At 35.0% G+C, this 23,340-nt stretch carries 14 protein-coding genes and 1 tRNA gene; 2 read left to right on the forward strand and 13 right to left on the reverse strand.

Features of this window, described 5'->3' with window-relative positions:
* Positions 1–13: 13 nt before the first annotated feature.
* The 8 genes from J0M08_05185 to J0M08_05220 all read right to left on the reverse strand — a co-directional run bounded on the left by J0M08_05185 (position 14) and on the right by J0M08_05220 (position 16,853).
* Entirely contained in the window at positions 14–1,588 is a 1,575-nt protein-coding gene (locus tag J0M08_05185) for a PD40 domain-containing protein (GenBank protein MBN8702434.1), read from the reverse strand.
* A gap of 62 nt (positions 1,589–1,650) precedes the next feature.
* Positions 1,651–4,059: a PD40 domain-containing protein gene (locus J0M08_05190; GenBank protein MBN8702435.1), complete on the reverse strand. Its 2,409-nt coding sequence runs from the start codon at positions 4,057–4,059 to the stop codon at positions 1,651–1,653.
* A 98-nt stretch (positions 4,060–4,157) separates the two neighbouring features.
* On the reverse strand, positions 4,158–6,458 hold the full coding sequence (locus J0M08_05195; GenBank protein MBN8702436.1) for a PD40 domain-containing protein: 2,301 nt from the start codon (positions 6,456–6,458) through the stop codon (positions 4,158–4,160).
* A 37-nt stretch (positions 6,459–6,495) separates the two neighbouring features.
* Positions 6,496–8,853 (reverse strand): PD40 domain-containing protein, encoded by a 2,358-nt coding sequence (locus tag J0M08_05200; GenBank protein MBN8702437.1) that lies wholly within the window; start codon positions 8,851–8,853, stop codon positions 6,496–6,498.
* Entirely contained in the window at positions 8,853–11,309 is a 2,457-nt protein-coding gene (locus J0M08_05205) for a PD40 domain-containing protein (protein ID MBN8702438.1), read from the reverse strand. Before J0M08_05205 ends, J0M08_05200 begins: the two co-directional genes overlap by 1 nt.
* Before the next feature lie 13 nt (positions 11,310–11,322).
* The gene (locus J0M08_05210) at positions 11,323–13,695 is read right to left on the reverse strand and encodes a PD40 domain-containing protein (protein MBN8702439.1); all 2,373 of its coding nucleotides are present in this window, start codon (positions 13,693–13,695) and stop codon (positions 11,323–11,325) included.
* A 181-nt stretch (positions 13,696–13,876) separates the two neighbouring features.
* Positions 13,877–15,496 (reverse strand): PD40 domain-containing protein, encoded by a 1,620-nt coding sequence (locus J0M08_05215; protein MBN8702440.1) that lies wholly within the window; start codon positions 15,494–15,496, stop codon positions 13,877–13,879.
* 40 nt (positions 15,497–15,536) lie between these two features.
* Positions 15,537–16,853 carry a 2-oxo acid dehydrogenase subunit E2 gene (locus J0M08_05220; GenBank protein MBN8702441.1) on the reverse strand — a complete coding sequence of 439 codons (1,317 nt, stop codon included), beginning with the start codon at positions 16,851–16,853 and terminating at the stop codon, positions 15,537–15,539.
* Between the two features lie 97 nt (positions 16,854–16,950).
* Between J0M08_05220 and J0M08_05225 the strand changes: the two genes are divergently transcribed.
* On the forward strand, positions 16,951–17,994 hold the full coding sequence (locus J0M08_05225; GenBank protein ID MBN8702442.1) for an aminopeptidase: 1,044 nt from the start codon (positions 16,951–16,953) through the stop codon (positions 17,992–17,994).
* Positions 17,995–18,083: 89 nt separating this feature from the next.
* Here the strand turns inward: J0M08_05225 and J0M08_05230 are convergent, their stop codons facing one another.
* The 5 genes from J0M08_05230 to J0M08_05250 all read right to left on the reverse strand — a co-directional run bounded on the left by J0M08_05230 (position 18,084) and on the right by J0M08_05250 (position 23,120).
* Positions 18,084–20,219, reverse strand: a complete 2,136-nt coding sequence (locus J0M08_05230) for a peptidylprolyl isomerase (GenBank protein ID MBN8702443.1) — start codon at positions 20,217–20,219, stop codon at positions 18,084–18,086.
* 76 nt (positions 20,220–20,295) lie between these two features.
* Positions 20,296–20,505: a hypothetical protein gene (locus J0M08_05235; GenBank protein MBN8702444.1), complete on the reverse strand. Its 210-nt coding sequence runs from the start codon at positions 20,503–20,505 to the stop codon at positions 20,296–20,298.
* Positions 20,506–20,532: 27 nt separating this feature from the next.
* Positions 20,533–21,087, reverse strand: a complete 555-nt coding sequence (gene lptC, locus J0M08_05240) for an LPS export ABC transporter periplasmic protein LptC (GenBank protein ID MBN8702445.1) — start codon at positions 21,085–21,087, stop codon at positions 20,533–20,535.
* A 1-nt stretch (position 21,088) separates the two neighbouring features.
* Positions 21,089–22,414 (reverse strand): hypothetical protein, encoded by a 1,326-nt coding sequence (locus J0M08_05245; GenBank protein ID MBN8702446.1) that lies wholly within the window; start codon positions 22,412–22,414, stop codon positions 21,089–21,091.
* The gene (locus J0M08_05250; protein ID MBN8702447.1) at positions 22,398–23,120 is read right to left on the reverse strand and encodes a type III pantothenate kinase; all 723 of its coding nucleotides are present in this window, start codon (positions 23,118–23,120) and stop codon (positions 22,398–22,400) included. Before J0M08_05250 ends, J0M08_05245 begins: the two co-directional genes overlap by 17 nt.
* 142 nt (positions 23,121–23,262) lie before the next feature.
* Here J0M08_05250 and J0M08_05255 point away from each other — a divergent pair.
* Positions 23,263–23,335, forward strand: a tRNA-Phe gene (locus J0M08_05255).
* The last annotated feature ends 5 nt before the right edge of the window (positions 23,336–23,340 follow it).

Genomic DNA, 23,340 nt, shown 5'->3' on the forward strand with positions numbered 1-23,340 from the left:
AGGACTAAAAAATTTATTGATTTTTACTCAACACAAAATTTTTATCCATCTCCGGCTGAAAGGAACCCATATCAAATACAACAACGGCATCTGCCAAAGTTTTATATCCTGCAGCTTCTACAGTAATGGCATACTTTCCGGGTGTTAGCGCCATTACATATTTTCCGGTTGATTTAGATGGAATATAGGAATATTCTTTTTTTGTTTTCATATCCGTGGCCGTAATTACAGCCCTGAAATCTTTTATTGGTATAGAATCCGATGGGGTAACATAACCTGTAACTATTGCATAGCGCTGTTCAGCATCGTTAAATGTTACACGATAAATATCTAAATCACCCAAACCACCTTTACGAACAGCAGAAACATAACCCACGCGATTATTCTCTGTAAAGGAAATACATCGCTCTTCATCGGGTGTATTTATTGGATAACCCAAATTAACAGGTTTACTCCAAGTGTTACTCTCTTCGTCCCAAATAGATTTAAACAAATCGTAATCTCCCATACTAGAATGCCCTTGTGATGCGAAATACAATGTTTTACCATCTTCTACCAAAAAAGGAAAATCCTCCCGATAGGGTGTATTTATATTCGCCCCCAGATTCTGTGCTTTTGCCCATTGTCCGGTTGGAAGTTTCCTAGACATGTAAATGTCTGTTTCGCCCAAACCGCCTTCTCTATCGCTTGCAAAAAAGATAATATCTCCTTCCGGAGAAATGGAACCAGAACGCTCAAAACCTTTGTTTACATTCTCATTCAGCCGAACTATGCGCTGGTAACTTCCCCTTTTAATCTCCGAAACATATAAATTTCCGGCACTGTCAATATGATCAATATAAACAACAATACTTTTTCCATCGGAAGAAATACCAACAGCTTGTTCGTCATAAGCAGTATTTACATATGTTCCAACACCTTTTGCTTTGCTCCACACTCCTTCTTTTGCGATAGATAAATAAATGTCAGATGGATAATATCCATCAAATTCTAACCTCGCTCCTACATTCTCTCTTCTTCTGGATGTAAAAACCAAACTACTTTCATCCTTCGTAACGAGCGGATAGTAGTCGGGGAACTCAGAATTAACAGACTTTCCACAATTCTCAAAACTAATATTCAACGGAAATTTCATTAGTTCTTTTCCGTTATTACACATTTCTATTTGTCTATTCGCTTTAGTTATCTCTTTGTTTCCAGCCTTCTCTTTATATGTTGAATAAGCTTTTATTGCCTCATCAAATTTGTAGGAATAATGATAGGCTCGTCCTAAATCATACCAAACTTCGTTATCAAACTTAGCATCGGGAATTTTTGTAATAAACTCTAAAAAATGTACGGCTTGTGATTTATCAATATTGGTATTTAGATAGCAAAGTGCTGCCCTGTAATTGTACTTTATGCTCTTCGGCTCTTGCTTTAACAACTCCTTATAAATAGGAAGTGCCATTACATAATTTGTATGCGAAAAATGTTCTTCTGCATCCTCTGGCTGCACTATTTTCTTGGGGGCTTGTCTAGATTGCGCCTGTCCGAAAACAACAGCAAACAGCAGTGAAAACAATAGTATGGTACGCTTCTTTAACATGTTTTTTACTACATAATGTAAGGGTATCAAACAAATGCTATACCAAACACTACATACAACTATTAGTTTGTGGCAATTTTTACTTTTACAAATTGATGCTTTTCGTATTCTGCTTTATTCAACAAATAATCTCCGCTATACTCCGGCCCGCCTACTAAAAATTTATTCGAATTTATTGTAAGCTTTTGTGTATAGGCATTCTTCAAATTTAATGCATCCATTATTTTTTGCTTTGCATTTTCAGCTCTGTATTTTGCCAATTCTTTGTTATCTGAATATTTTCTAGTTGGCACATGAGATGCGCTTGACTCTATTTCGATTGTAGCAGCTCCAACACTAAGCTTTTGAGCTATAGCATTAACAAACGAAACAAAATCATTATCCGTAGAGTTAATTTCTGTGGCATTGTATTTAAAATACATCAAAAATGTATTGTCCGAAAAAGTTGTAAGTGCCTCAGTATTTAGAGTGTTGGGCTTGGTGGAGTTAAATGGCAATAAAGTTCCAGTATATTTAATTACAATAGCATCGGTAAATACTCCTGCCTTTATAATTTCTTCTTTCCTTTCCTTTGCCTCGACTTTCGAGTTATAAGTACCAACATAGTATCTGTAATATCCATCTGCAGTTTGCTCATATTCCACATTCTTCAATCCTTTAAATGCATCGTATGCCGCAGGTTTTTTAACAGAACTAATTCGCACTTTATACACCTCTTGCCCGTAATTTATCGGAGTTGAGTCTCCCGCCTTTTTTTCTGTATCTGCTATTTTATTTTTAGCTTCTGCATTACTTTGTGGTGTTTTATCTTTTGGCAGTTCATTTATGTGCTTTAAATCTTGCTTAGGAGCTTCTTTCATTACACCTTTTAAATTTACCGGATCCAACAGTAATTCTTTTTGAATTTCTTGGTAATCAGTACCGGTAGGAACATTTATGGTTTCGTTATAAAACTCCGCATCTCCAACTTTGTATGATACGTTGTATGATTTACCTGGCACAAGCGGCAAAACATACTTACCCGATTTAATATTTGCTTTAAAAAGAGCTTGCTCATTTGTTTCGGTATTTACCACACGGATATCAATATTATTTGGCAAAGTGGAACCTTGATCTGCAACAAGTCGTCCGATTACAAGAGCCACCGGATCAACTTTTGGTGCATCTTCTAATTCCAACATATAAATATCTTTATCGCCAAAACCATCCTCTCGCAACGAAGAAAAATAAGCTCGTCTACCGTCTGTAGATGCCATATAAAAAATATCATCGTCAGGAGTGTTTATTGGTGGCAACAAATTTGTTGGAGATGTCCACCCACTATCGGTTTTGGTTGCATAAAATAAATCAAAACCTCCCATGCTCTTATGTCCTTTCGAACTAAAAAAAAGGGTAACCCTATCCGGATGAATAAATGGACCATCCTCATCATACTCCGTATTAATTGACGGACCTAAATTTAGCGCCTTGCTCCACTCTCCATTCGGCAATCGAACACAGCGGTAAATATCTCTACCTCCCAATCCCCCTTTTCTATCACTTACAAAATAAAGTGTATTCCCATCCGGAGTAACACAAATACTGGGCTCCCAATAAGTTGAATTAATGTCTGACCCCATTTTTACTGGACTAGACCATGTATCACCGAGTAAATTACTTACATAAATATTTCCGTCACCATTATCATCTTTGTAAATAAATAACTGCATACCATCGGCAGAAAGACTAATAGTTGCCTCATGCCCGTTTGTATTTATTGATTCGCCAATAGAAACAGGAGTACTCCACCTATCATCTTTGCCTTTAACACTTACATAAATATCTTCGTAAAACTGATCGTCTACACCTATCTCTCCTCCTGTACTTCCGGGTCTTCTAGAGGTGTAAATCAACATCGACTCATCTGCCGATACCACTGGACTGTACTCCGGGAATTCACTGTTTATGCTATCACCCAGGTTAGTAATCTTTATGCGTGTAGGCATAGCAATTAACTCTTTTGCATTTTTGCACATTTCTATTTGATGGTCGGTATCTTTTATTAACGCAGCATTTTTAGGTTGCTTTAAATAGCTTTTATACTTTTCAAAATTCTCAATCGCTTTGTCATACAATCCATTTAAGTGATAGGCTCTACCTAAATAATAATAAACGGTTACGGGTGCATTCTTTTCTTTATAATCAAGTGGATTATAATTTTCTGTAACGCCCATAGCAACTGCTTGCTGAAGGTAATAAAGAGCATTTTTTTTCTGGGCACTTGTTTTTAAATAACACTGCCCAATATTATAGTTGATGTTAGCGCCAGTAGAATCTAAATCGTATGCAAATAGAAAATTATCGAGTGCTTTTTTGTAGTTGTCTTCTAAAATTAAATAATTAGCCTCTACAAAATAATCCTTGTATGTTTTAGGCTGTGCAGTAACAACAATAGAAATAAGTAAAAAAAAGAGTAAATATCTTATTCGCATACTTTACCAATTAGTATTCTGAATATAAAAAAAAGAAATGATTGAATCTAATATCCCTGTATGTTTTGTTACCCAACATGTAACAAAGCGAAACTACGTTAGTCGATGATTTTCAACTCCACACGTCTGTTCAATTGCATAGATGCAGAATCCGGCTTACCATCTGCTGTTGAATTTGAGAAAAGAGGTTTTGCCATACCATAGCCTTTACTAATAATTCTCGCTTTACTGATACCGTTAGCAATTAAATAATTTACAACAGCCTGTGCCCTATCCTTAGAAAGTTTTAAGTTTGCAGCTGCAGTCCCCGAATTATCAGTATGACCGGATATTTCAGCCTTTACGGCCGGATTAGACACAAGAAAATCTTTTAATTTCTCCAACTCAAGCGTAGATTCTTTTCTTAAAATAGATTTATTCGAATCGAAAAATATATTGTTCAATACTATACTCGAGCCAGTTTTGATGGGCTCTAAAACAACATTCTTCAACAACTCTAAATACTCTGATTTAGCAGGCACATTCACATTTTCCGTATGAAATAAATAACCATCCGCCTCAAACGAAACATGGTAATTTTTGCCTCTTTCCAAATTAACATAATACCTTCCGGTTAGCTTATTAGGTTCATATATACCAATTGGTATTCCTGTTACATTTTCCTTTACTGTTATAATCGCATTGGATATACGTGTTGATTTATTATCTGTAATCGAGCCAACCAAAGACACTGTACCGGGTCTTTTACTTTCGAAATTAACAGGTTTTAAATCAACTTCCTTTTGCACTTCTTGATAAGAAGACTTTGAGTCAATTTCTAATAACTCTTCTATCGACTCGTATCCTTTAGCTTCATACTTTATTATGAATGATTTTGTAGCACCTACACCAGAGTTCAACGCTAAAATATATTTTCCTGTTTTTGAATTTGGCTTTATGTCTTGCACTAGTAATCCGGTTTCTTTATCGATAACTGTAATTTTAAAATCTGAAGGAATAGATGTAGAACCATCAATGGTTACAAAGCCTTTTAGCAAAGTAACCGGATCTACAACAGAACTTAACAAGGTAATTAAATAAATATCTTTTTCACCTGCACCATCCGATTTAGTTGATGAATAATAAGCTCTTTTACCATCCGGAGATAATACATAAAAAATATCGTCATCTGGAGTATTTATTGGCACTCCCATATTTTTAACAGGAGCAAATTTAGTATCCTCTTGTATGGTTGAATAAAACACATCAAACCCTCCGGTAGTTTTGTGTCCATTAGAACTAAATACAAATGTTACTCCGTCCGGATGCATAAATGGCGCATCCTCATCATACGCTGTATTAATTGTCGGACCCAAATTAGTTGCTAAGCTCCACTCTCCATTGGGGAGTTTTACACATCTATAAATATCTCTTCCGCCAAAACCACCGGGTCTGTCGCTCACAAAATACAACATACTCCCATCAGGAGAAATACAAGCACTTGGCTCCCAATAAGTAGAATTAATATCCGATCCTAATTTTTCCGGACTACTCCAAGTGTCGCCTTCCAACGTGCTTATATAAATATTTCCATCACCATTGTCATCTCTGTAAATCAATAGCTGATCGCCATTAGGAGACAACGATACCGAAGCCTCGTGCCCGGCAGTATTAATAGATGCTCCAATAGATGCGGGCTTAGTCCATTTACCTGCTTCATTCTTATGACTTATGTAAATGTCTTCGTAAAACTCTCCTGTAGGTGTCAATTCGTAGCCTGTTCCTTCTGGCCTTCTAGATGTAAATATTAAAGTTGATTCATCAGCAGAAATAACCGGACTATAATCAGGATATGCACTATTAACACTATCCTTAATCATACTTACATTTATATCAACAGGTTTGATATAAATTTCCATAGCATTTCTACACACTTCTATTTGTCTATCAACCTCTTTCAACGCCTCTTTATCAGTTGCTTTCAAATAATTTTTGTACCGCTCAAAAGATGCAATAGCTTCTCTAAAATTATAATTCAGGCGATACGCAACTCCTAAATAAAAATAAACACTTGTTGGAGCGCTTTTTTCCAACGCTGAAAAAGGTGTGTACTTTTCGGAAATATCCAAAGATGCCTTTTTCAAATAACGCAACGCTTTTCTCTTTTCTGTTAATGAATTTAGATACGTAAATCCCAGATTGAAATTTATATTTGAATTGGTTGAATCAATCAAATAGGCTTGTGTAAAGCTAAATAGAGCTGCAGAATAATTTTCTTCATCTAAAAAATAAACTCCATCAACAAATCTTTCCTTATAATTTTTTTTGCTTTGAGATTGTATTTTACTTGAAGTAATGAGAATAACGCATACTAGAAAAAAAACACTTCTACTAAATATGTTGTGATAAAAACATCTCATTTAGCAAGTAATATACACAATAAAAACAGAGATTTATTTATCTTGATTTTAAAATTTCGGCACCAGATGTAGAAATGATTTTAAATTCTACACGCCTATTTAATTGTCTAGCTTCCGGATCAGGATCGCCATTCGGAAAACGATTAGGTGCAATAGGCATTGTAGAACTGTACCCCTTTGCCACTAAACGATTTTTAGGGACTCCTTTATAATAATAGGGTGCAACTCTGTATATTTTGTTCTTGTCGTTAGTTAAATAATCTACCACAGCCTGCGCTCTATTTTGCGACAACGGAATATTAATTTCATCAGTACCTTGATCATCAGTATGCCCCGATATTTCAACAATCATATCCGGATTATCTACCATAAATACATACAGTTTTTCCAACTCTATATTTGACTCTTTGCGCAAAGTAGCCATTCCTACATCAAAAAAGATATTGTTTAAAACCATTTTTGCACCAACCTCAATTTTACTCAGTGCAATATTCTTAGTAATCGTTTGATAAATTGAATCTTTCGGAGTAAACACATTCTCCGATTGAAATAAATAACCTTGGGCCTCATAGGAGATATTATAATTTTCTCCTCGCGGTAAAACAAAATAATAAACTCCTTTATTTGATGTAACGAAGTAGCTATCTTTTACCTCGCCTGTAGCATTATTCTTTATAACTATTTTAACATTTGGTATTGGCTTAGATGTTTTTAAATCCGTAACAATTCCTGTAACAGCAATAGTTCCTAGCTTTTTACTCTCAAAATTAACAGGCAATCTGTCTATCAAAAAAAACTCAGACTCCGGCATTACTTTTATTGTATCTACAATAGAATTAAATCCCGTGGCTTCATATACCACTCGGTACGTTTTACCAGTCTGTCCTGGATTTAATATTACAACGTATTTTCCTGTAACTGAATTAGGTTTTATTTCTTGTGTTACAACATCGGTTTGTACATCAACAGCAGTAATTCGAACATTAACATCAGAAGGAGTTTTAGCTTTACCATCAAAAGTTATATATCCTCGCAATAAAGTTGTTGGCTCTACAAGACTCTGCTCTACTGCCAACATGTAAATATCTTTTTCGCCATTACCACCTTTTTTAGCAGATGAATAATACGCTCTTTTTCCATCCGGAGATAATACATAATAAATATCGTCATCCGGAGTATTAATTAATTTACCTGCGTTAATAGGCGGAGTCCACTTCCAATTTTCCTTCTTAGTGGTAAAAAACACATCGAATCCTCCAATAGATTTGTGTCCGTTAGAGCTAAAAAACAGGGTTACTCCATCTGGGTGCATAAACGGAGCATCTTCATCGAATTCAGTGTTAATAGTTGGTCCAAGATTAGTGGCCATACTCCACTCGCCATTGGGTAATTTCACACATCTATAAATATCTCTTCCGCCAAAACCACCGGGTCTATTACTTACAAAATACAAAACACTCCCATCCGGAGAAATACATGCGCTTGGCTCCCAGTAAGTTGAATTTATATCCGAACCTAATTTTTGTGGTATAGACCAATTATCTCCAACCAAATTGCTTATGTATATATTACCATCTCCACCATCATCTTTATAAATAAGCAACTGGTCTCCGTTTGGAGAAAGAGAAACCGTTGCTTCATGACCGGGAGTATTAATATTATTTCCAATCGACTTGGGCGCTGTCCACTTTCCGGTTTCATCCTTTTTGCTTATATAAATATCTTCATAATAGTCCCCTTCTGGCGTAAGATCTTCGCCAGTACCACTAGGTCTCCTAGAAGTAAATATCAACGTAGATTCATCTGCAGAAATAACAGGGCTATAATCCGGAAAAGGACTATTAACGCTATCCTTCATTACATTTTTTGATTCCTCTTTCTCTCTCGGTGCTTCTGCATAAAAACTAATAGCATTTTTACACATTTTAATTTCTCGCTCTACATTAGATATTTCAGACTTTGTAAGAGAACTTCCAACAAATGTTTTGTATTTAGTAAATGATTTTATGGCATCTTCGAAGTTGTAATTAATTCTATTGGCTACACCTAAATAATAATAGGTAATTGGAGGGGCTTTAGTTTCCGATGCATTAAATGGTCTATAACCTTTAGAAACATTTTCTGCAGCCTTAGTAAGATAGTAAAGTGCTTTAGACTTTTTGGTTATGGAGTTTAAGTAGGCAAATCCTAAGTTAAAATTAATATTAGCATTAGAAGAGTCTAATGAGTATGCCAAACTAAAACTCGTAATTGCAGATGTAAAGTTTTCTTCATCTAAGAAATAAACTCCGTCTAAAAATAAATCTTTATAGCTTTTCGAGTTTTGAGAAAAGAGCGGAACAGCTAAAAGAAGAAGCGTACCCAAATAAATTTTTTTGAGGGAAAGAACTCTCATCACTTTTTCTTTGTTTCAACCGCCTTATCAGCAGAGGGAGCAGCAGGTGCTACAACTCCAGAACTTGATTCTATTTTTAAACTTGGATCTTTAGAAACAACTTTAAACTCCACTCTTCTATTCAGCTGCATTCCTTTAGGATCCGGTTTACCATCAGCACCCTTATTAGGTGCTATCGGTTGGTCTGAACCATATCCTTTCGCAGTCATTCGTTTTCGAGGAATACCTTTGTAATAGTATGGTGGTACACGATACACTTTGTTTTTTTCGTTCGCTAAATAATCAACCACTGCTTGTGCTCTAGCCTGTGATAATTTCAAATTCATGTCTGCTTTACCTTGATCGTCAGTATGACCGGATATCTCAACAGTAATATCGTTATTGTCAGACATTATTTTATATAATTTTTCTAATTCTGCATTCGATTCAGATCTCAGTTTAGACTTGCCTGAATCAAAGAAAATATTATTTAATACAATCTTAGACCCAACTTCCAATTTATTAAGAACAATATCTTTATTAAGCATCTCGTACGTAGCTTCTTTAGGTGTGGAAATATTCTCAGATTGAAACAAATAACCTTCTGCCTCATAACTTAAACTATAATTCTCGCCACGAGGAAGCACAAAATAATATGCTCCATTTGTTGGATTGGCATAATAGGTATCTACCACTTTTGCTGTAACTACATTAGATACAACAATCTTAGAACCAGGTATTACTTTTTTATCTTTATTGGTAATTTTACCCGACATAGCAATTGTTCCAGGAGTCTTACTTTCAAAATTGACTGGTTTCAAATCCAATGCTCGGTCTATTAATTGGAATGCACTACCCGGCTCTACTTTTATTGTTTCTACTTGAGATTGATATCCTTCTGCTTCATAGCTTACAGAATAGGTTTTCCCATTTTGTCCTGGATTTAAAATAACTAAATATTTTCCGGTTTTAGTATTCGGACGAACTTCTTGAGAAACGGTGCCTGTCTCCAAATCAGTTGCCACTATTCGTACAGTACCGGGTGCAGTTTCTTTTCCATCAAAAGTTAAATAACCTCTTAACAAAACGGTAGGCTCTACAACGGTTTGCTCAATGGAAACCATATAAATATCCTTTTCGCCTTCGCCTCCAGCTCTTGCAGAAGAAATATACGCTCTTTTTCCATCGGCAGAGAGCGAATAATAAATATCATCGCCAGTTGTATTTACGGGGCTTTCTAAATTTACCGGTGGATTAGGCCATTTACGTTCTTCTAAATTGGTATTATTTTTATTATTTATGCTTATTGTAGTTGATAAATTATCTTGAGTTTCGCGCTTTACAGTATAAAATATATCAAATCCACCGATTCCCTTGTGTCCGTTAGAGCTAAAAAACAACGTTACTCCATCCGGGTGAATAAATGGAGCATCCTCGTCAGCAGGAGTATTTACTCTTGGTCCTAAATTTTGTGGTAAACTCCATTCTCCATTAGGCAATTTAACACTTCTATAGATATCTCTACCACCTAACCCTCCGGGTCTATCACTCACAAAATAAAGCGTATTGCCATCTGCAGAAACACACGCATGTGGTTCCCAAAAAACAGAGTTTACATTTGAGCTTAATGGTTCGGGCTCGCTCCAAACATCTCCATTCAAATTACTAACATAAATATCTCCGCCATTAAATTGCTTGTATACAAACAATGTTTGTCCATCTGCAGAAAGACTCATCGCAGCATCGTTTCCGGTTGTATTAATGTTTAAGTGTTCTGGAGCGGTCCATCCACCTTTTCCATCACTTTTGCTTTGATAAATATCTTCGTAATATAAATCATCGTCAGGTGTTTTTTCTTCGCCAGTACTACCTTCCCTTCTCGAAGTGAAAATTAGGACAGATTCATCTGCATTTATTACAGGTGCATAATCCGCATATTTAGTGTTTATTCCATTAGACAGGCTAACAATTTTCGATTTTTTCTGCTCAGCTGCATATTTTATAGCCAAGTTGGTAGTTTCGATATATTTTTTAACCTCGTCTTGGGCTCTTTCCGGCTGCATTCCCTTAAATCTAGTAAATGCTTTTTTTGCAAGTAGCAAACTATCATTAACTAAATATGCTTGCCCTAAATAAAGAAAAACATTCTTAGGTGCTTTCTTTTCTCTAGGATCATACTCATCATAATTCTTTTTAGTCTTTTTAGACGCCTTTTCTAAATAAGAAATTGCTTTCAATTTTTCGGAAGAAGAGTTTAGGTAACACAAGCCTATTTTATAATTTATATTGGCATTGGTAGAATCTATTTGGTATGCCGTTAAAAAATTTTCAAGTGCTCGTGTATAATTTTTTTCTAAAAATAAATAATTACCCTCAGTAACCTTGTCCTTATATACAGACTTGGGAGTTTGCGCAAAAGAAGGATGTACCAAGCAAATTATTGTAAGAAAAGAAAAAAGAGTAAACCTAAATTTCATGTGGGGATATATATTACTTCGATTTCTTTACAGGAATAAATTTAAACTCAACTCTTCTGTTTAACTGTCTGCCATCCGGATTATCTGTTTTATCAGGATTTTCGTTAGCAGCAATAGGTTGTGACTCTCCTTTTCCAACTGTTTTAATACGCTTAGACGCTATACCTTTATCAACAAAGTATTTCTTGGCGGCAGAAGATCTACGTTGTGATAATGACAAGTTATATTGGTCCGTACCTTTTGAATCGGTATGTCCGGTAATTTCAAGATTTAAACAATCATGTTTAGATAACAAGGTGTAAATCTCTTCCATTTGTCTTGCACCATCACCTTTAATTACAGATTGATTAAAGTCAAATAAAACAGGATTGTATGTTGGCAAGTTTTCTATGCACCCCTCTACAGACTGGGTTGCAGTGTTTGTATTTGTTGTGGCTGCCACAACTTGTGTATAATCAGTAAACGAATAAATTTTGAGATTTTGACCTGAGTTCTCTGGGTCTAATTTTCTGATTACAGCGGCATACGCTTCTTCTTTCGAAAGAGCAGATAGGTTAGCATCTGCAACCACCATGCTATCTATATTAAACAATCCATTATATACAGTGGTTTTTTGACCAATAATATTGCCAGAATCATCTTTAATATCTTCAAATACAATTTCCTGATAATACCTTCTAGTAGAAGAATTCTTAGGGACATAAAAATCAATTGAATGTGATGGATAGCCCGCTCTTTCTATAGACATATTGTAACTCTCTCCCGGTGTTAAACCAATAATATTATTACCTGTAGACATTTGAGAGATGTACTCATTGTTATCAGGATTAATATTTATGTTTGCGATTTTCAATTTTGCGTCAAATGGTTGGTTATTATTTTTAGTTAAAGACATTAATCTTACTTTCTTACCTGTACCATCGTCTATTCCAGGGATAACAATACCGGTAGATATTAACGTTTTTGCTAATGTAGCAGAATCAACCCCTACGTAGGCAAGAAGGTTGGAGCTTAAATTAGGAACATCTTGCGGACTAACCATGTAAATATCTAAATCTCCATAGTTGTCATCTTTTACAATCGTTGCATAATAAGCTCTATCTCCTTTTTCATTCATCACAAAAAAGATATCATCGGCAGATGTATTAATTGGATATCCAATATTAATTGGTGTTGTCCATTTTCCATTCTCTAATGTAGATTTAAAAATATCGAAGCCTCCCATACTGTTCCACCCCTCAGAAGAGAAGAACAATGTTTTTCCATCAGGATGTATAAATGGACCATCTTCATCAAAACGAGTATTAATCTCAGGACCTAAATTTTCAAGTGGCCCCCATTCGCCTTCTTCATCTTTTACAGATTTATAAATATCTTTTCCGCCTAAACCACCTTTACGTTCACTCACTACATACAATGTTTTTCCGTCTGCAGATTGGCTTACGCTTGGTTCATGGTATTGCTTAGAATTAACATTTCCATTTAATCTATTCGGCTTAGACCATTTTTTACCATCATAAGTAGATTGCCATATATCATTTAATTTATACATGTACAAAGTTTTGCCATCGGGGCTTAAAGCAATAGAAGCATCATGGTCGGACGAATTTATACCCTTACCAATATTTTCTGCTTTATTGAACCAAAGTTGAAAAAAATTAAGTGCGTTGTTCGTATCCAACTTAGATGAAATAGTCCAATCTTTAGTTGTTTTGTTTGTTCTTTTAGAAATAAAAATATCTTCGAAATATCTTCCATCATCAGCTATTCTTCCTCCGGTACTTCCTTTTCTTTTTGATGTAAAAATTAGCCTAGATTCATCTCCGGAAATAACAGGAGCGTAGTCCCTGTATTCTGTATTGATGTTTGGTCCCATGTTGGTAATCTTAACAGGAACGGGCATTTTTATAAACTGTTTAGCATAATTACATTGTTTGATATAATTATCTATTTCCTCTACATCTTTAATGTTACTTTGACTATTTCCTGTATAAGCTTTAAGAATTTCGTAATACTTTATTGCTTCGTCAAATTTGCCTGCAATTTGTAATGTTTGACCCAAATAGTAATATATTTCCGGGGTTGTATCTTTGCCCATATTAGCATAAGCGGCCTCAAAATAAGGGGATGCTTTTAATATATCAGACGCTTTGTTTGAGAAATAAAGTGAAATTCCTTTCTTGTAATTGTAATCGAAATTAGTCGGATTTAGCTTCAAAAGCTCTGTATAAGCATCAATGGCTTTACCATACTGAGAATTAATAAAGTATCTATCTGCTTTACTAGAAAGTTTTTTTTCGTTTTTATCTTGCGAAAATCCTGTAGTAATTGCTATTACAATGATTATGAATGTTGTAAAAACTTGAAGAATGGTACTTTTTCTCATCGATAAAGTATTAATATTTAATGTTGTAGTTTGAATCACAGTCGGCAAATTTAAAAAAATCGCTTAAATATAGAAAAATAAATGAAACAAAGTGATTTAATTTTAAGTTACTCCATGTTTATTGTAAGATAACAGAGCCTGTCAATAAAACGCGAAACTCAGACCAAACAATTTTATTGTATTATTTTTTTACAGAAAGCACTACTGGCTTAAGGTCTATCGCTTTGTTCAAAATAGAATAGGATGTGCTCTCCTCTACTTTTAGCGTTTCGGATAAAACCTCATCCCCATTTATCAAGTATGAAATTTGATAGGAATTACCTGGAGTTAAAATAAACAAATATTTTCCGGTACTGGAGTTTGGAGTATAATCTCCAACAATATCGTTTGTTTTAGTATCACTAATAGATATAACCAATCCATCAGGAACTTTTCCTGTAGCATCTGTTACCATGCCTTTATATACTGTAAGTGGAATTTCTTTGGCTCCTGTAAATGTTATCATATAAATATCTTTTTCGCCCATTCCATCCTTTTTATAACTAGCATAATATGCTCTATTGTTTCCAACTGTTGGCACAAAGAATAAGTCATCCTCAGTTGTGTTTACAGGATAACCCATATTAAATGATTCCGCCCAACCTCCAGTATCAGATATTGCTGATGTAAAAAAGATATCGTATCCACCAATTGTCTTATGCCCTTTTGAACTATAAAACAGTGTAAACCCATCAGGATGAATAAATGGTGCATCATCGTCTTCTGCTGTGTTTACGGCAGCACCAAGATTTGTTGGTCGCCCCCATTCTCCGTTAGGTAACTTCTTTGAACGATAAATATCTTTGCCACCTAACCCTCCGGGTCTGTTGCTGCTAAAATAAAGGACATTTCCATCGGCAGAAATACTAGCACTTGACTCCCAATAGGGCGAATTAATAAAATCATTCATTTTTTTGGGTGTCGACCAAGTATTGCCTTCTAAGTTACAGGTGTATAAGTTTCCATCGCCATTATCGTCTTTGTAAATAATTAATTTTTGACCGTCTGCAGACAGCGCAACGGTAGCTTCATTTCCATCTGAGTTGATTCGAGAGCCTATACTTAGTGGTGTACTCCAACCATCATTTGTTTTATAGCTTACATAAATATCTTCGTGGTACTTTCCGCTTTTATCTACTTTATTACCTGTAGAGCCAGATCTTCTGGATGTGTATATCAACATAGACTCATCTGCATTAAAAACTGGACTATAATCATCTGCAGACGAATTAATTGTTCTGCCAATATTTTCTACTTTAATTGGGATAGGAATGGCAACCAACTCTTTGCCATTTTTTGCTTGCTGAATTCTACTATCAATTTCTTTCAATTTAAGTCCATCTGTTTTGCCAACTAAATTTTTGTATTTTTCTAAAGAAGAAACAGCATCGTCAAATTGGTAATTTATGTGGTATGCCAATCCTAAATAGAAATGCGCATCTAAAGGAGCTGAATTATCCAAATACACACCTTGATACTTTGCAGAAGCTTGTTGTGCAGCAAGCTCCAAAAATTTAATTGCCTTTTCCTTTTGTATTGCCGACTTTAAATAACAAATTCCTATTTTATAGTTTATGCTAGGGTTATTCTTTCGCAAGGAATCTACTTTTAAATAATGAGACAGCGCTTTTTCGTAATTCTCTAAATTAAATAACAGTTCCGCCTCATCAAATTCCTTCTTACTATCAATAGTTTGAGCAGAAGCAAAACTAACTAATGCTAAAACAAATAAAGCAACAAAAAAATATTTACTAAAATGCATCTACACTATTTTAAATATATATAACAATAATTTTGCCAAATTATACTGTACGATTCGGATCGAACTGTTCCAGGTAATCTGCTATTCTACGCAAAAAGCTTCCACCTAATGAACCATCCACAACGCGGTGGTCGTAAGACAGCGATAAAAACATCATATGTCTTATCCCAATTGTATCTCCCAGTGGGGTTTCAATAACAGCAGGTTTTTTGCGGATGGCTCCAACCGCTAAAATTGCCACCTGAGGTTGATTTATAATTGGCGTACCCATTACATTTCCAAAAGAACCCACATTTGTGATGGTAAAGGTACCTCCCTGTATTTCATCTGGCTGTAACTTATTGTTACGGGCTCTGTTAGCCAAGTCGTTTACAGATTTAGTAAGTCCTAGTACATTTTTTTGATCGGCATCCTTTATAACAGGTACAATCAAATTACCGGAAGGCAACGCTGTAGCCATACCAATATTTATATGACCACGTTTAATAATTTTTGTTCCGTCCACAGAAACATTTACCATTGGGAAATCTTTAATGGCGCGTACAACAGCTTCAATAAAAAGCGGTGTGAATGTTATTTTTTCTTTTTCACGTTTTTCAAAATCTTTTTTTACTTTATCTCGCCAAGTTACCATACCTGTAACATCAGCCTCTACGTACGAAGTAACGTGCGGAGAAACATGCTTAGACATTACCATGTGATCGGCAATAATCTTACGCATTCTGTCCATTTCAATTATTTCGTCTTCGCCACCAACGCTTATTGCCGGTTTATTTATTGGTTGAGAAGAACTACTACTTACTTCCGATGCAGTATTAGTAGTAGCAACCAACTTAGGCGCAGGAACTGCAGCAGGAGACTTTCCTCTTGTTGGCAAATAATTAAGTATATCGTTTTTTGTAACTCGCCCTTCTTGACCTGTACCTTTTATAGCATCTAACTCTTGCAGGCTAACTCCTTCTTGCTTTGCGATGTTTCGTACCAAAGGAGAATAAAATTTACCGGAAGTGGACTGCTTTACTACTTCGAATTCTAACGGAACGGCAATAGATGTTACAGCCTCTGCTGCTTTATTTTCTTTGGGGGCTTCAGCTTTAACAGGAGTTGCATCTGCTGCATCGTTTGAAATAATTGCAATTACAGAACCTACTTTTATTACATCACCTTCGTTAAATAAACGTTTTATTAATATACCTCCAGAGGGGGAAGGAACCTCGGAATCTACTTTATCTGTAGCAATCTCTAATATAGAATCTTCGGCATTAACTTTATCGCCTTCGTTTTTAAGCCATTTAGTAATGGTTGCCTCGGCAACACTTTCGCCCATTTTGGGCATTTTCATCTCAACTTGAGCCATAATTTAGTATAAATACGAAATTTCTAAATTCTAAACATTAAATTAGAAAGAAAACAAACAATAATAAGGTTTGAATATACAAATTAATATTTAAGTTTTGAGCAAGAAAAAAAACAGAATAATTGCATTATTGAGAGAATTTTTACCTATTCTTCTCATTCTGTTTTTTTTGATTTTTTCGAACTCTATTTCTTACATACTTAACCAAGGTTATCATCAATTTTTGATTTTAAAAAAAGCAGAACCACTAGAAGTTTTTTTTGCAGATTATAGCGTTCCTGCAGCAACTAAAGAAAAACTTCTGCTAGCACAACAAATTAAACAATTTGCGATAGATAGCCTTGGACTAAAGCCCACAAAAAACTATTCTACTTATTGCAATGATAGCAGCATAACTACTGTTTATATGGTAATGGCAAGCGAGCCGCATGAATTAAAAGCAAAAGAATGGTGGTTCCCAGTAATTGGGAAAGTGCCATACAAAGGTTTCTTCGACAAAGAAAAAACAATGCAATTAAAGAAAGAACTTATTCGAGATGGCTATGATGTACACGTAGCTATGGCAGGTGGATGGAGTACTTTGGGCTGGTTTACCGACCCAATTTTGCCGAATATGATTAAAAAAAGTGAAGACGCTTTAGCGGAATTGTTAATTCATGAGATGGTACATGGAACCATTTACCTAAAAAACAATGATGAGCTTAGCGAAAGTTTGGCTGAATTTATAGGGCGAGAAGGAGCTACAAAATTTTTGCAATTTTATTTCGGAAAAAACACTAAAGAATACCAAAGCTACATGAATCAGAAAAATGATGAAGACATATTTAACACCTTCATGCATAAGGAATACAAAACATTAGAATCCTTTTATACGAACAACAAATGGCAAACAAATACAACCGTTTTGAATGATAAAAAAGATAGTATCTATTTAAGTATAATTAGTAAGCTAAACGAAACAAATTTTGAAGATAGTTTGCGTTATAAAAAAACAGGCAAAAAAATTATGGAAGACAGAAATGGATTTTTTATTTCGTTTGCTACATACAACAAATACGCCACCAGTTTGGAAAACGAATTCAAAATGAAATACGAAAAGAATATATCAAAAATGATAACTGCTTATAGTAAGAAGAACTAATCACAATTGAAAACCAACCTTAAATAAAAAAAGGCTACCAAAACTGGCAGCCTTTTTTTATGATTTTATCAGTAACTAGTTATTTTCTACTAGTAGAATTTAGATCTATTATCAACAATATCTACGTTTGATTTCAAAGCTTCGAATACTTCATAATCTACTCTACCAGTAACGCTTCCAATCATTTTGTTTTTTATTCCTTTGTAGTCAGTAATTGCAGCAGGTTCTTTTACTTCATCAACTACTAAAACATATACTCCAGCTTTTCCTTTTATTGGTTGAGAAATAGTTTTAGGTTTTAATGACGCAACAGATCCAATAAACTTACCTTCTCTTCCTAATCCTGGCAATGAATTAAGTGTAAACTTAATGTTTTCTGCTTGCAGGACTTGTTCCTCCATTTTTATCGCGATATTCTCGATTGATTTTTCTTGTGCTAATACAGTATTAAACTTCTCAATAAACTGCTCCGCTTTTTTATCTTGAATAGCGCCTTGCTTAACTTGTTCTTGAACAAGTTCTAGCGGTAAAATGCCTTTCTCTTTTACTTCTACTAAGTGAGCTACGATATACTTGGTTCCTAATTCGAATACAGATGAAATATTTCCTTGATCTGCTTCATACATCCATCTTATAAGTTCTCGAGGAGAATCTAAACCTGAAATAGTTTTATCGTTTTCTTTTATATTATCCGCAATACGTTTATCCAATTTATTTTCGGCAATTCCTTTTTCGAAAAGCTCTGGAGTGTTGTATTTTCCACCAAACTCATTTGCTTTACGATAGTATTGTTGCAATGTATTACTACTTGGAGTAATTGCCCTATCAATTGTTGCAACTTGTACTTTCCTTGCTTCAGCCCCTTTATCAAGTATCTCAATCAAATGATATCCAAAATCTGACTGCACAACAACTATATCTCCTTTTTTACCATTAAAACATGCATCGTTAAAGGCTTTTACCATTGCGCCTTCTGTAAACCAACCTAAATCCCCTCCTTTTTCACCAGATCCGGGATCTTCACTAAATTTTTTTGCAAGTTCTTCGAAATTCTTGGCCGACACTACACTTTTCAAACTATCAATTCTATTCTTAGCTCTAAGTGTATCTGTTCCGTTTATTTTTACCAAAATATGTCTTGCCTTAACAGAATCGGGAGCTACTTTTGAGTCGATTAGTTTAGCCAACTTTATTTGGTTGCCCTCTATATAAGGTCCAAGAATAGTACCTTTTTCGGCAGCGAACATAATCGAATCGATATTTAAAGGAAGTGTTCCTTGCTTGTGATAGCTTTCGTCAAAAAATTTAGAGTCCGACTCTCTAACTACAAAAAGCGAGTCATCTTTTGCTGTTTTGTTCTCTTTAAAATCGACTGTTAATTTTTTCAACTCTTCGAATATTGCAGCAGTGTCTTCACTTGATGCAAATGCTTCAAAAACAACATAGTCAATTTTGCGTGTAGTTTCCTTCGCCTTAAATTCATTTTTGTGCTCGTTGTAATATTTTTTAATATCAGCATCGGTAACTTTTACTGCAGAGTCTGCCATATACGAATATCTTTTTATTACATACTTGGCAGTATAAATTTTATTATCTTCTACATAATCTCGCTTTGCTTCGGCTGTTGTAACATAAAATCCTTTTTTAATAAGATTGTTGTACTTTTCAGTTAAACGAGCCTCGCGCAGGCTTTGCTCCATAGGCTTAATGAATTTATCCAATTGTTCTTGGTTTGCACCTTGAATAAATTCGGCAACTTTAGAAGGATTCAGTCTGCCATCGGGTAAAGAATATCCTTCAAAAATTTGGCCTGTTTGTTGGTTTGTAAATGCTTGTGCCACGTATGGATGTGGGTTGGAGCCTATTAGCATGTTTGACAACTCATCATCACCAACAATAACACCAACGCGTTCAAATTCTTTTTTCATGATAACATCATTCAACAAGTTATCCCACGTTTGTTTTTGAATCATTTCCTTTACAGGCTCTTCTAAAACAGCCTCTCCACTACGCTCCTGTTGTTGTCTTAAACGGTTTTCGTACAGTGCACCAAACTCTGTTATTTTGATTTTCTTGTCGCCAATTTTGCCAATTACATCACGTTCAGACGCAAAAAAACTGGTACCTGAGTTAAGCAAATCGCCCACTACGAATGAAAAGAGAGCAATACCTATTATTGCGACTAAAAGACCTGCTTTATTTCTTATTTTTGCTAAAACGCTCATATTGTTGTATTTAATTTCTTTAGGGCAACAAACCTAGTCATTTTTATAAAATTCACAAAAATCTACTGCTAAAGTTTTAGTTTTTTTGTTGATTAGACTCCGCCATTTGCTTTTCTATTGATTTACGTCTTCTGTTGCGCGCATAAAACATAAGTCCGGAAATAACGGCAAGCACCAAAAAATAAACCGATTGGTTAGAATCTTTAGTAATAAAAAAAGAGTAGATAGCAATTGCTAAGCTTACAGCTCCTATTCCAATCCAAATTTTTTCGAGTATTTTCAACATTTTTATCATATATAGCTCCAGTTTAAATTAATTAAGCGTGCTGTCTTTTAGGTTGATTGTGCCTTTTATGTTTAAAATTTTATATCTGCTAAAATCTTCGGTAGCCTCTAGACCATCTCCAAAAATTACCTCTTCTTCTGTTGTTATTTTAACAAATTCGTTAGTAGATATTATTTCTTTACTCTCGTCCCAAATTAAATATTCGGTATTTAATTGTTCGCCCTTTTCGTTTATTACTACTACATTCTGTTTGGCTTCCATTGTCCTTTCCAGCTCTCGTCTAATGGCGTATCCACAGGTAAGTCGGGTTTTTACTTTACCATCTGTTTCATAAAATTCGAGTTTAACACCTTTGGGCATTTCTATATAGGGCTTTTTGCCTGAAAAATGATCTACTTGAGGGCTCTCGAGTCTTAATTTTGGTTTAGCAGAATCAGTATGAAATAAGATAACGTTGGTACTGCTTTCGGTTGGAAAAATCTTGTTTACCGTAACTTGTTCAACATCCTTAATATCGTTTTGACAAGCAGAAAAAAACAGAAGTACTAGTATTCCAATAAATAAAAAATAAACTGAGCGCACGTTAATTTATTTTTGGTTTTATGAACCAACGGTCATTCAATGTAATACCAACAGATACTTTTACAAATTTTTCTTGTATCAAATTATTCTTCGTTGTTCCAGTTTGCCCAACCTCAACACCAATATTTACAAACGAACCTTGCTGTAATTGTCTGATTCGCGCAACAGGTATTGCAAATCCTGCGCTAACAGCCATTTCTGTTATTTGTGTATTTTTCACTACAAGTGGCAATTGGCTGTACCTAAAGCCGGCTCTATAGTACACTCTGGAGAGAAAGTTTTTCGACAAATCGGTATTGCCTTTTGGCAAAAATTGCGTACCAATTCTAAAATGATTTGCTTGCTTAAGTTGATTTACCTCATCAAAGAAGCGGTAGTTTTGCCATGTTTCTATACCATACTCAACACCTAGTGAAAATCCTGTACCCTTAACGAGTGTAACTCCGGTGTTTATTGACATCGGAAGCTTTACAGCACCTTTCCTATTAGTAAAATTTTCCAAGGTGTCTTGTGCGGATTCAACGTTTAATGCGTTATAGATAAATGTGTTGCTAACTACGTCATTCTTTGCAGAAACAGATGATTGCAAATTGCCCGCAACACCGAATATTATTTTGGCATTCTCTCTAGATGAATTTCTGCCCATTTTGCCTACATTGAATGTATATTGTAAACCATAATTCAAAACAACATCACTTATTTTAGTTACGGAGGCTGTTTTCAAACTTAATGCATTGGAATCGTTTGGCAACTTAACTTTTCGGGTATTATCAATTTCGCCAAACAATAAAGATGCATTAAAGCCAACCGATAGCTGCTTAATCTTAAATCCATTTCCAAGAAAAACTTTAGTCAGCCCCCCATTTCCTTCGTAAATGTACTCTACCGGGTAATATCCGCTAACAGCCTTTGTATCGGAAATTTTGTATCCAACATTGCTGTATGGCATTAGCCCGGCAGCTAATCCCCACCATTTGGTAATTGGAAAAGCAAATGCAACGTATCCAATACCCGGAATATTTTTTTTGCTGCTACCTGTTGATGATTTCAACATCAATCTTTTGTTATTACCTGCTGCCTCTATGGTGGTTCTTCTAATTGAGCTATACGATGCAGGATTAAATGGATTTATAAAATACGGACCTAACGAGTCGTTCTGAATAGCTGCACTTAAACCTGCCATGGCAAAATTCTGATTAACACCCCACGTGTTTATTTCGCCCAAGCCGTAACGAGAATAAGGGGAATTGGTGCTAGTTTGGGAAAATAGTTGTGTAGAACAAAGAATAATTGTTAGTACAAAAATTTGTTTAGCGATTACTTTCATTATACAACAGAATAGTGTTAAGTCCTTTTAAAATTAGATTTGCATCTGCAAAGATGTTGTTTTTTAATTGTTTCTCAAAAAATGGAGCATCGCCTCCAGTAAGCACGACTTTTACATTTTCGAATTGATCATTATACATTTCAATAAAGCCTTTTACTTCCAGCGCACTAGCGGTCATAACTCCCGACAAAATGGAATCTGGGGTATTTGTTCCTATCAATGTTGAAAAATTAAAATCACTTTCAATTAACGGAAGTTTATCTGTAAAAGTATGTAAGGCTCTTAATCTTATATTAAGTCCGGGAGAAATTGCACCTCCCAAATACTCGTTTCTAGTATTTGTAAAGTTATATTTGATGCATGTTCCGGCATCTATGACAAGAGTATTTGAATTTGGAAATATGCTATACGCACCGATAGAAGCCACCAACCTATCGTTACCTAACGTTACTTTAGTTTGGTATAAATTTTTAAGTGGGATTTTAGTTGTATAGTCAAACTCCAAAACTGGTATAGAGCTGGGAACGTTAGATTTAAACTCTTGGGAATTGACAACAGAAGACACTCCAATTTGCTTGATTGGATATTTTTTAATTACTGCAGGTAAATCGGCATACTTAGCAATAACAAACGATTCCTTTAAAATACTACCATCAAATATACCGGCTTTGATGCGTGTATTACCTATATCTAGTGTTAAATTCAAGTTGGTTTGTTTTTGCAGGCACAAAAATAAACTTTAAAGTGTGGTTCCTGCTATCTAGTTTGAATTTATTGGAAATTAATAATTGGCAGAAATAATTTTAAAAATCGGAAAATAGTGTTACATTTGTCGCCCGTTAAGGTATGGTGCGGTAGCTCAGTTGGTAGAGCAAAGGACTGAAAATCCTTGTGTCGGGGGTTCGAAACCCTCCCACACCACGGTT

Source organism: Bacteroidota bacterium, from assembly GCA_017303975.1.
GTDB lineage: Bacteria > Bacteroidota > Bacteroidia > JAFLBG01 > JAFLBG01 > JAFLBG01.

Coding starts and splice junctions, on each gene's coding strand:
- J0M08_05195 (MBN8702436.1), bottom strand. CDS start 6,458: ATGAGATGTTTTTATCACAACATATTTAGTAGAAGTGTTTTTTTTCTA.
- J0M08_05190 (MBN8702435.1), bottom strand. CDS start 4,059: ATGCGAATAAGATATTTACTCTTTTTTTTACTTATTTCTATTGTTGTT.
- J0M08_05230 (MBN8702443.1), bottom strand. CDS start 20,219: ATGAGCGTTTTAGCAAAAATAAGAAATAAAGCAGGTCTTTTAGTCGCA.
- J0M08_05220 (MBN8702441.1), bottom strand. CDS start 16,853: ATGGCTCAAGTTGAGATGAAAATGCCCAAAATGGGCGAAAGTGTTGCC.
- J0M08_05185 (MBN8702434.1), bottom strand. CDS start 1,588: ATGTTAAAGAAGCGTACCATACTATTGTTTTCACTGCTGTTTGCTGTT.
- J0M08_05235 (MBN8702444.1), bottom strand. CDS start 20,505: ATGTTGAAAATACTCGAAAAAATTTGGATTGGAATAGGAGCTGTAAGC.
- J0M08_05205 (MBN8702438.1), bottom strand. CDS start 11,309: ATGAAATTTAGGTTTACTCTTTTTTCTTTTCTTACAATAATTTGCTTG.
- J0M08_05210 (MBN8702439.1), bottom strand. CDS start 13,695: ATGAGAAAAAGTACCATTCTTCAAGTTTTTACAACATTCATAATCATT.
- J0M08_05200 (MBN8702437.1), bottom strand. CDS start 8,853: ATGAGAGTTCTTTCCCTCAAAAAAATTTATTTGGGTACGCTTCTTCTT.
- J0M08_05245 (MBN8702446.1), bottom strand. CDS start 22,414: ATGAAAGTAATCGCTAAACAAATTTTTGTACTAACAATTATTCTTTGT.
- J0M08_05215 (MBN8702440.1), bottom strand. CDS start 15,496: ATGCATTTTAGTAAATATTTTTTTGTTGCTTTATTTGTTTTAGCATTA.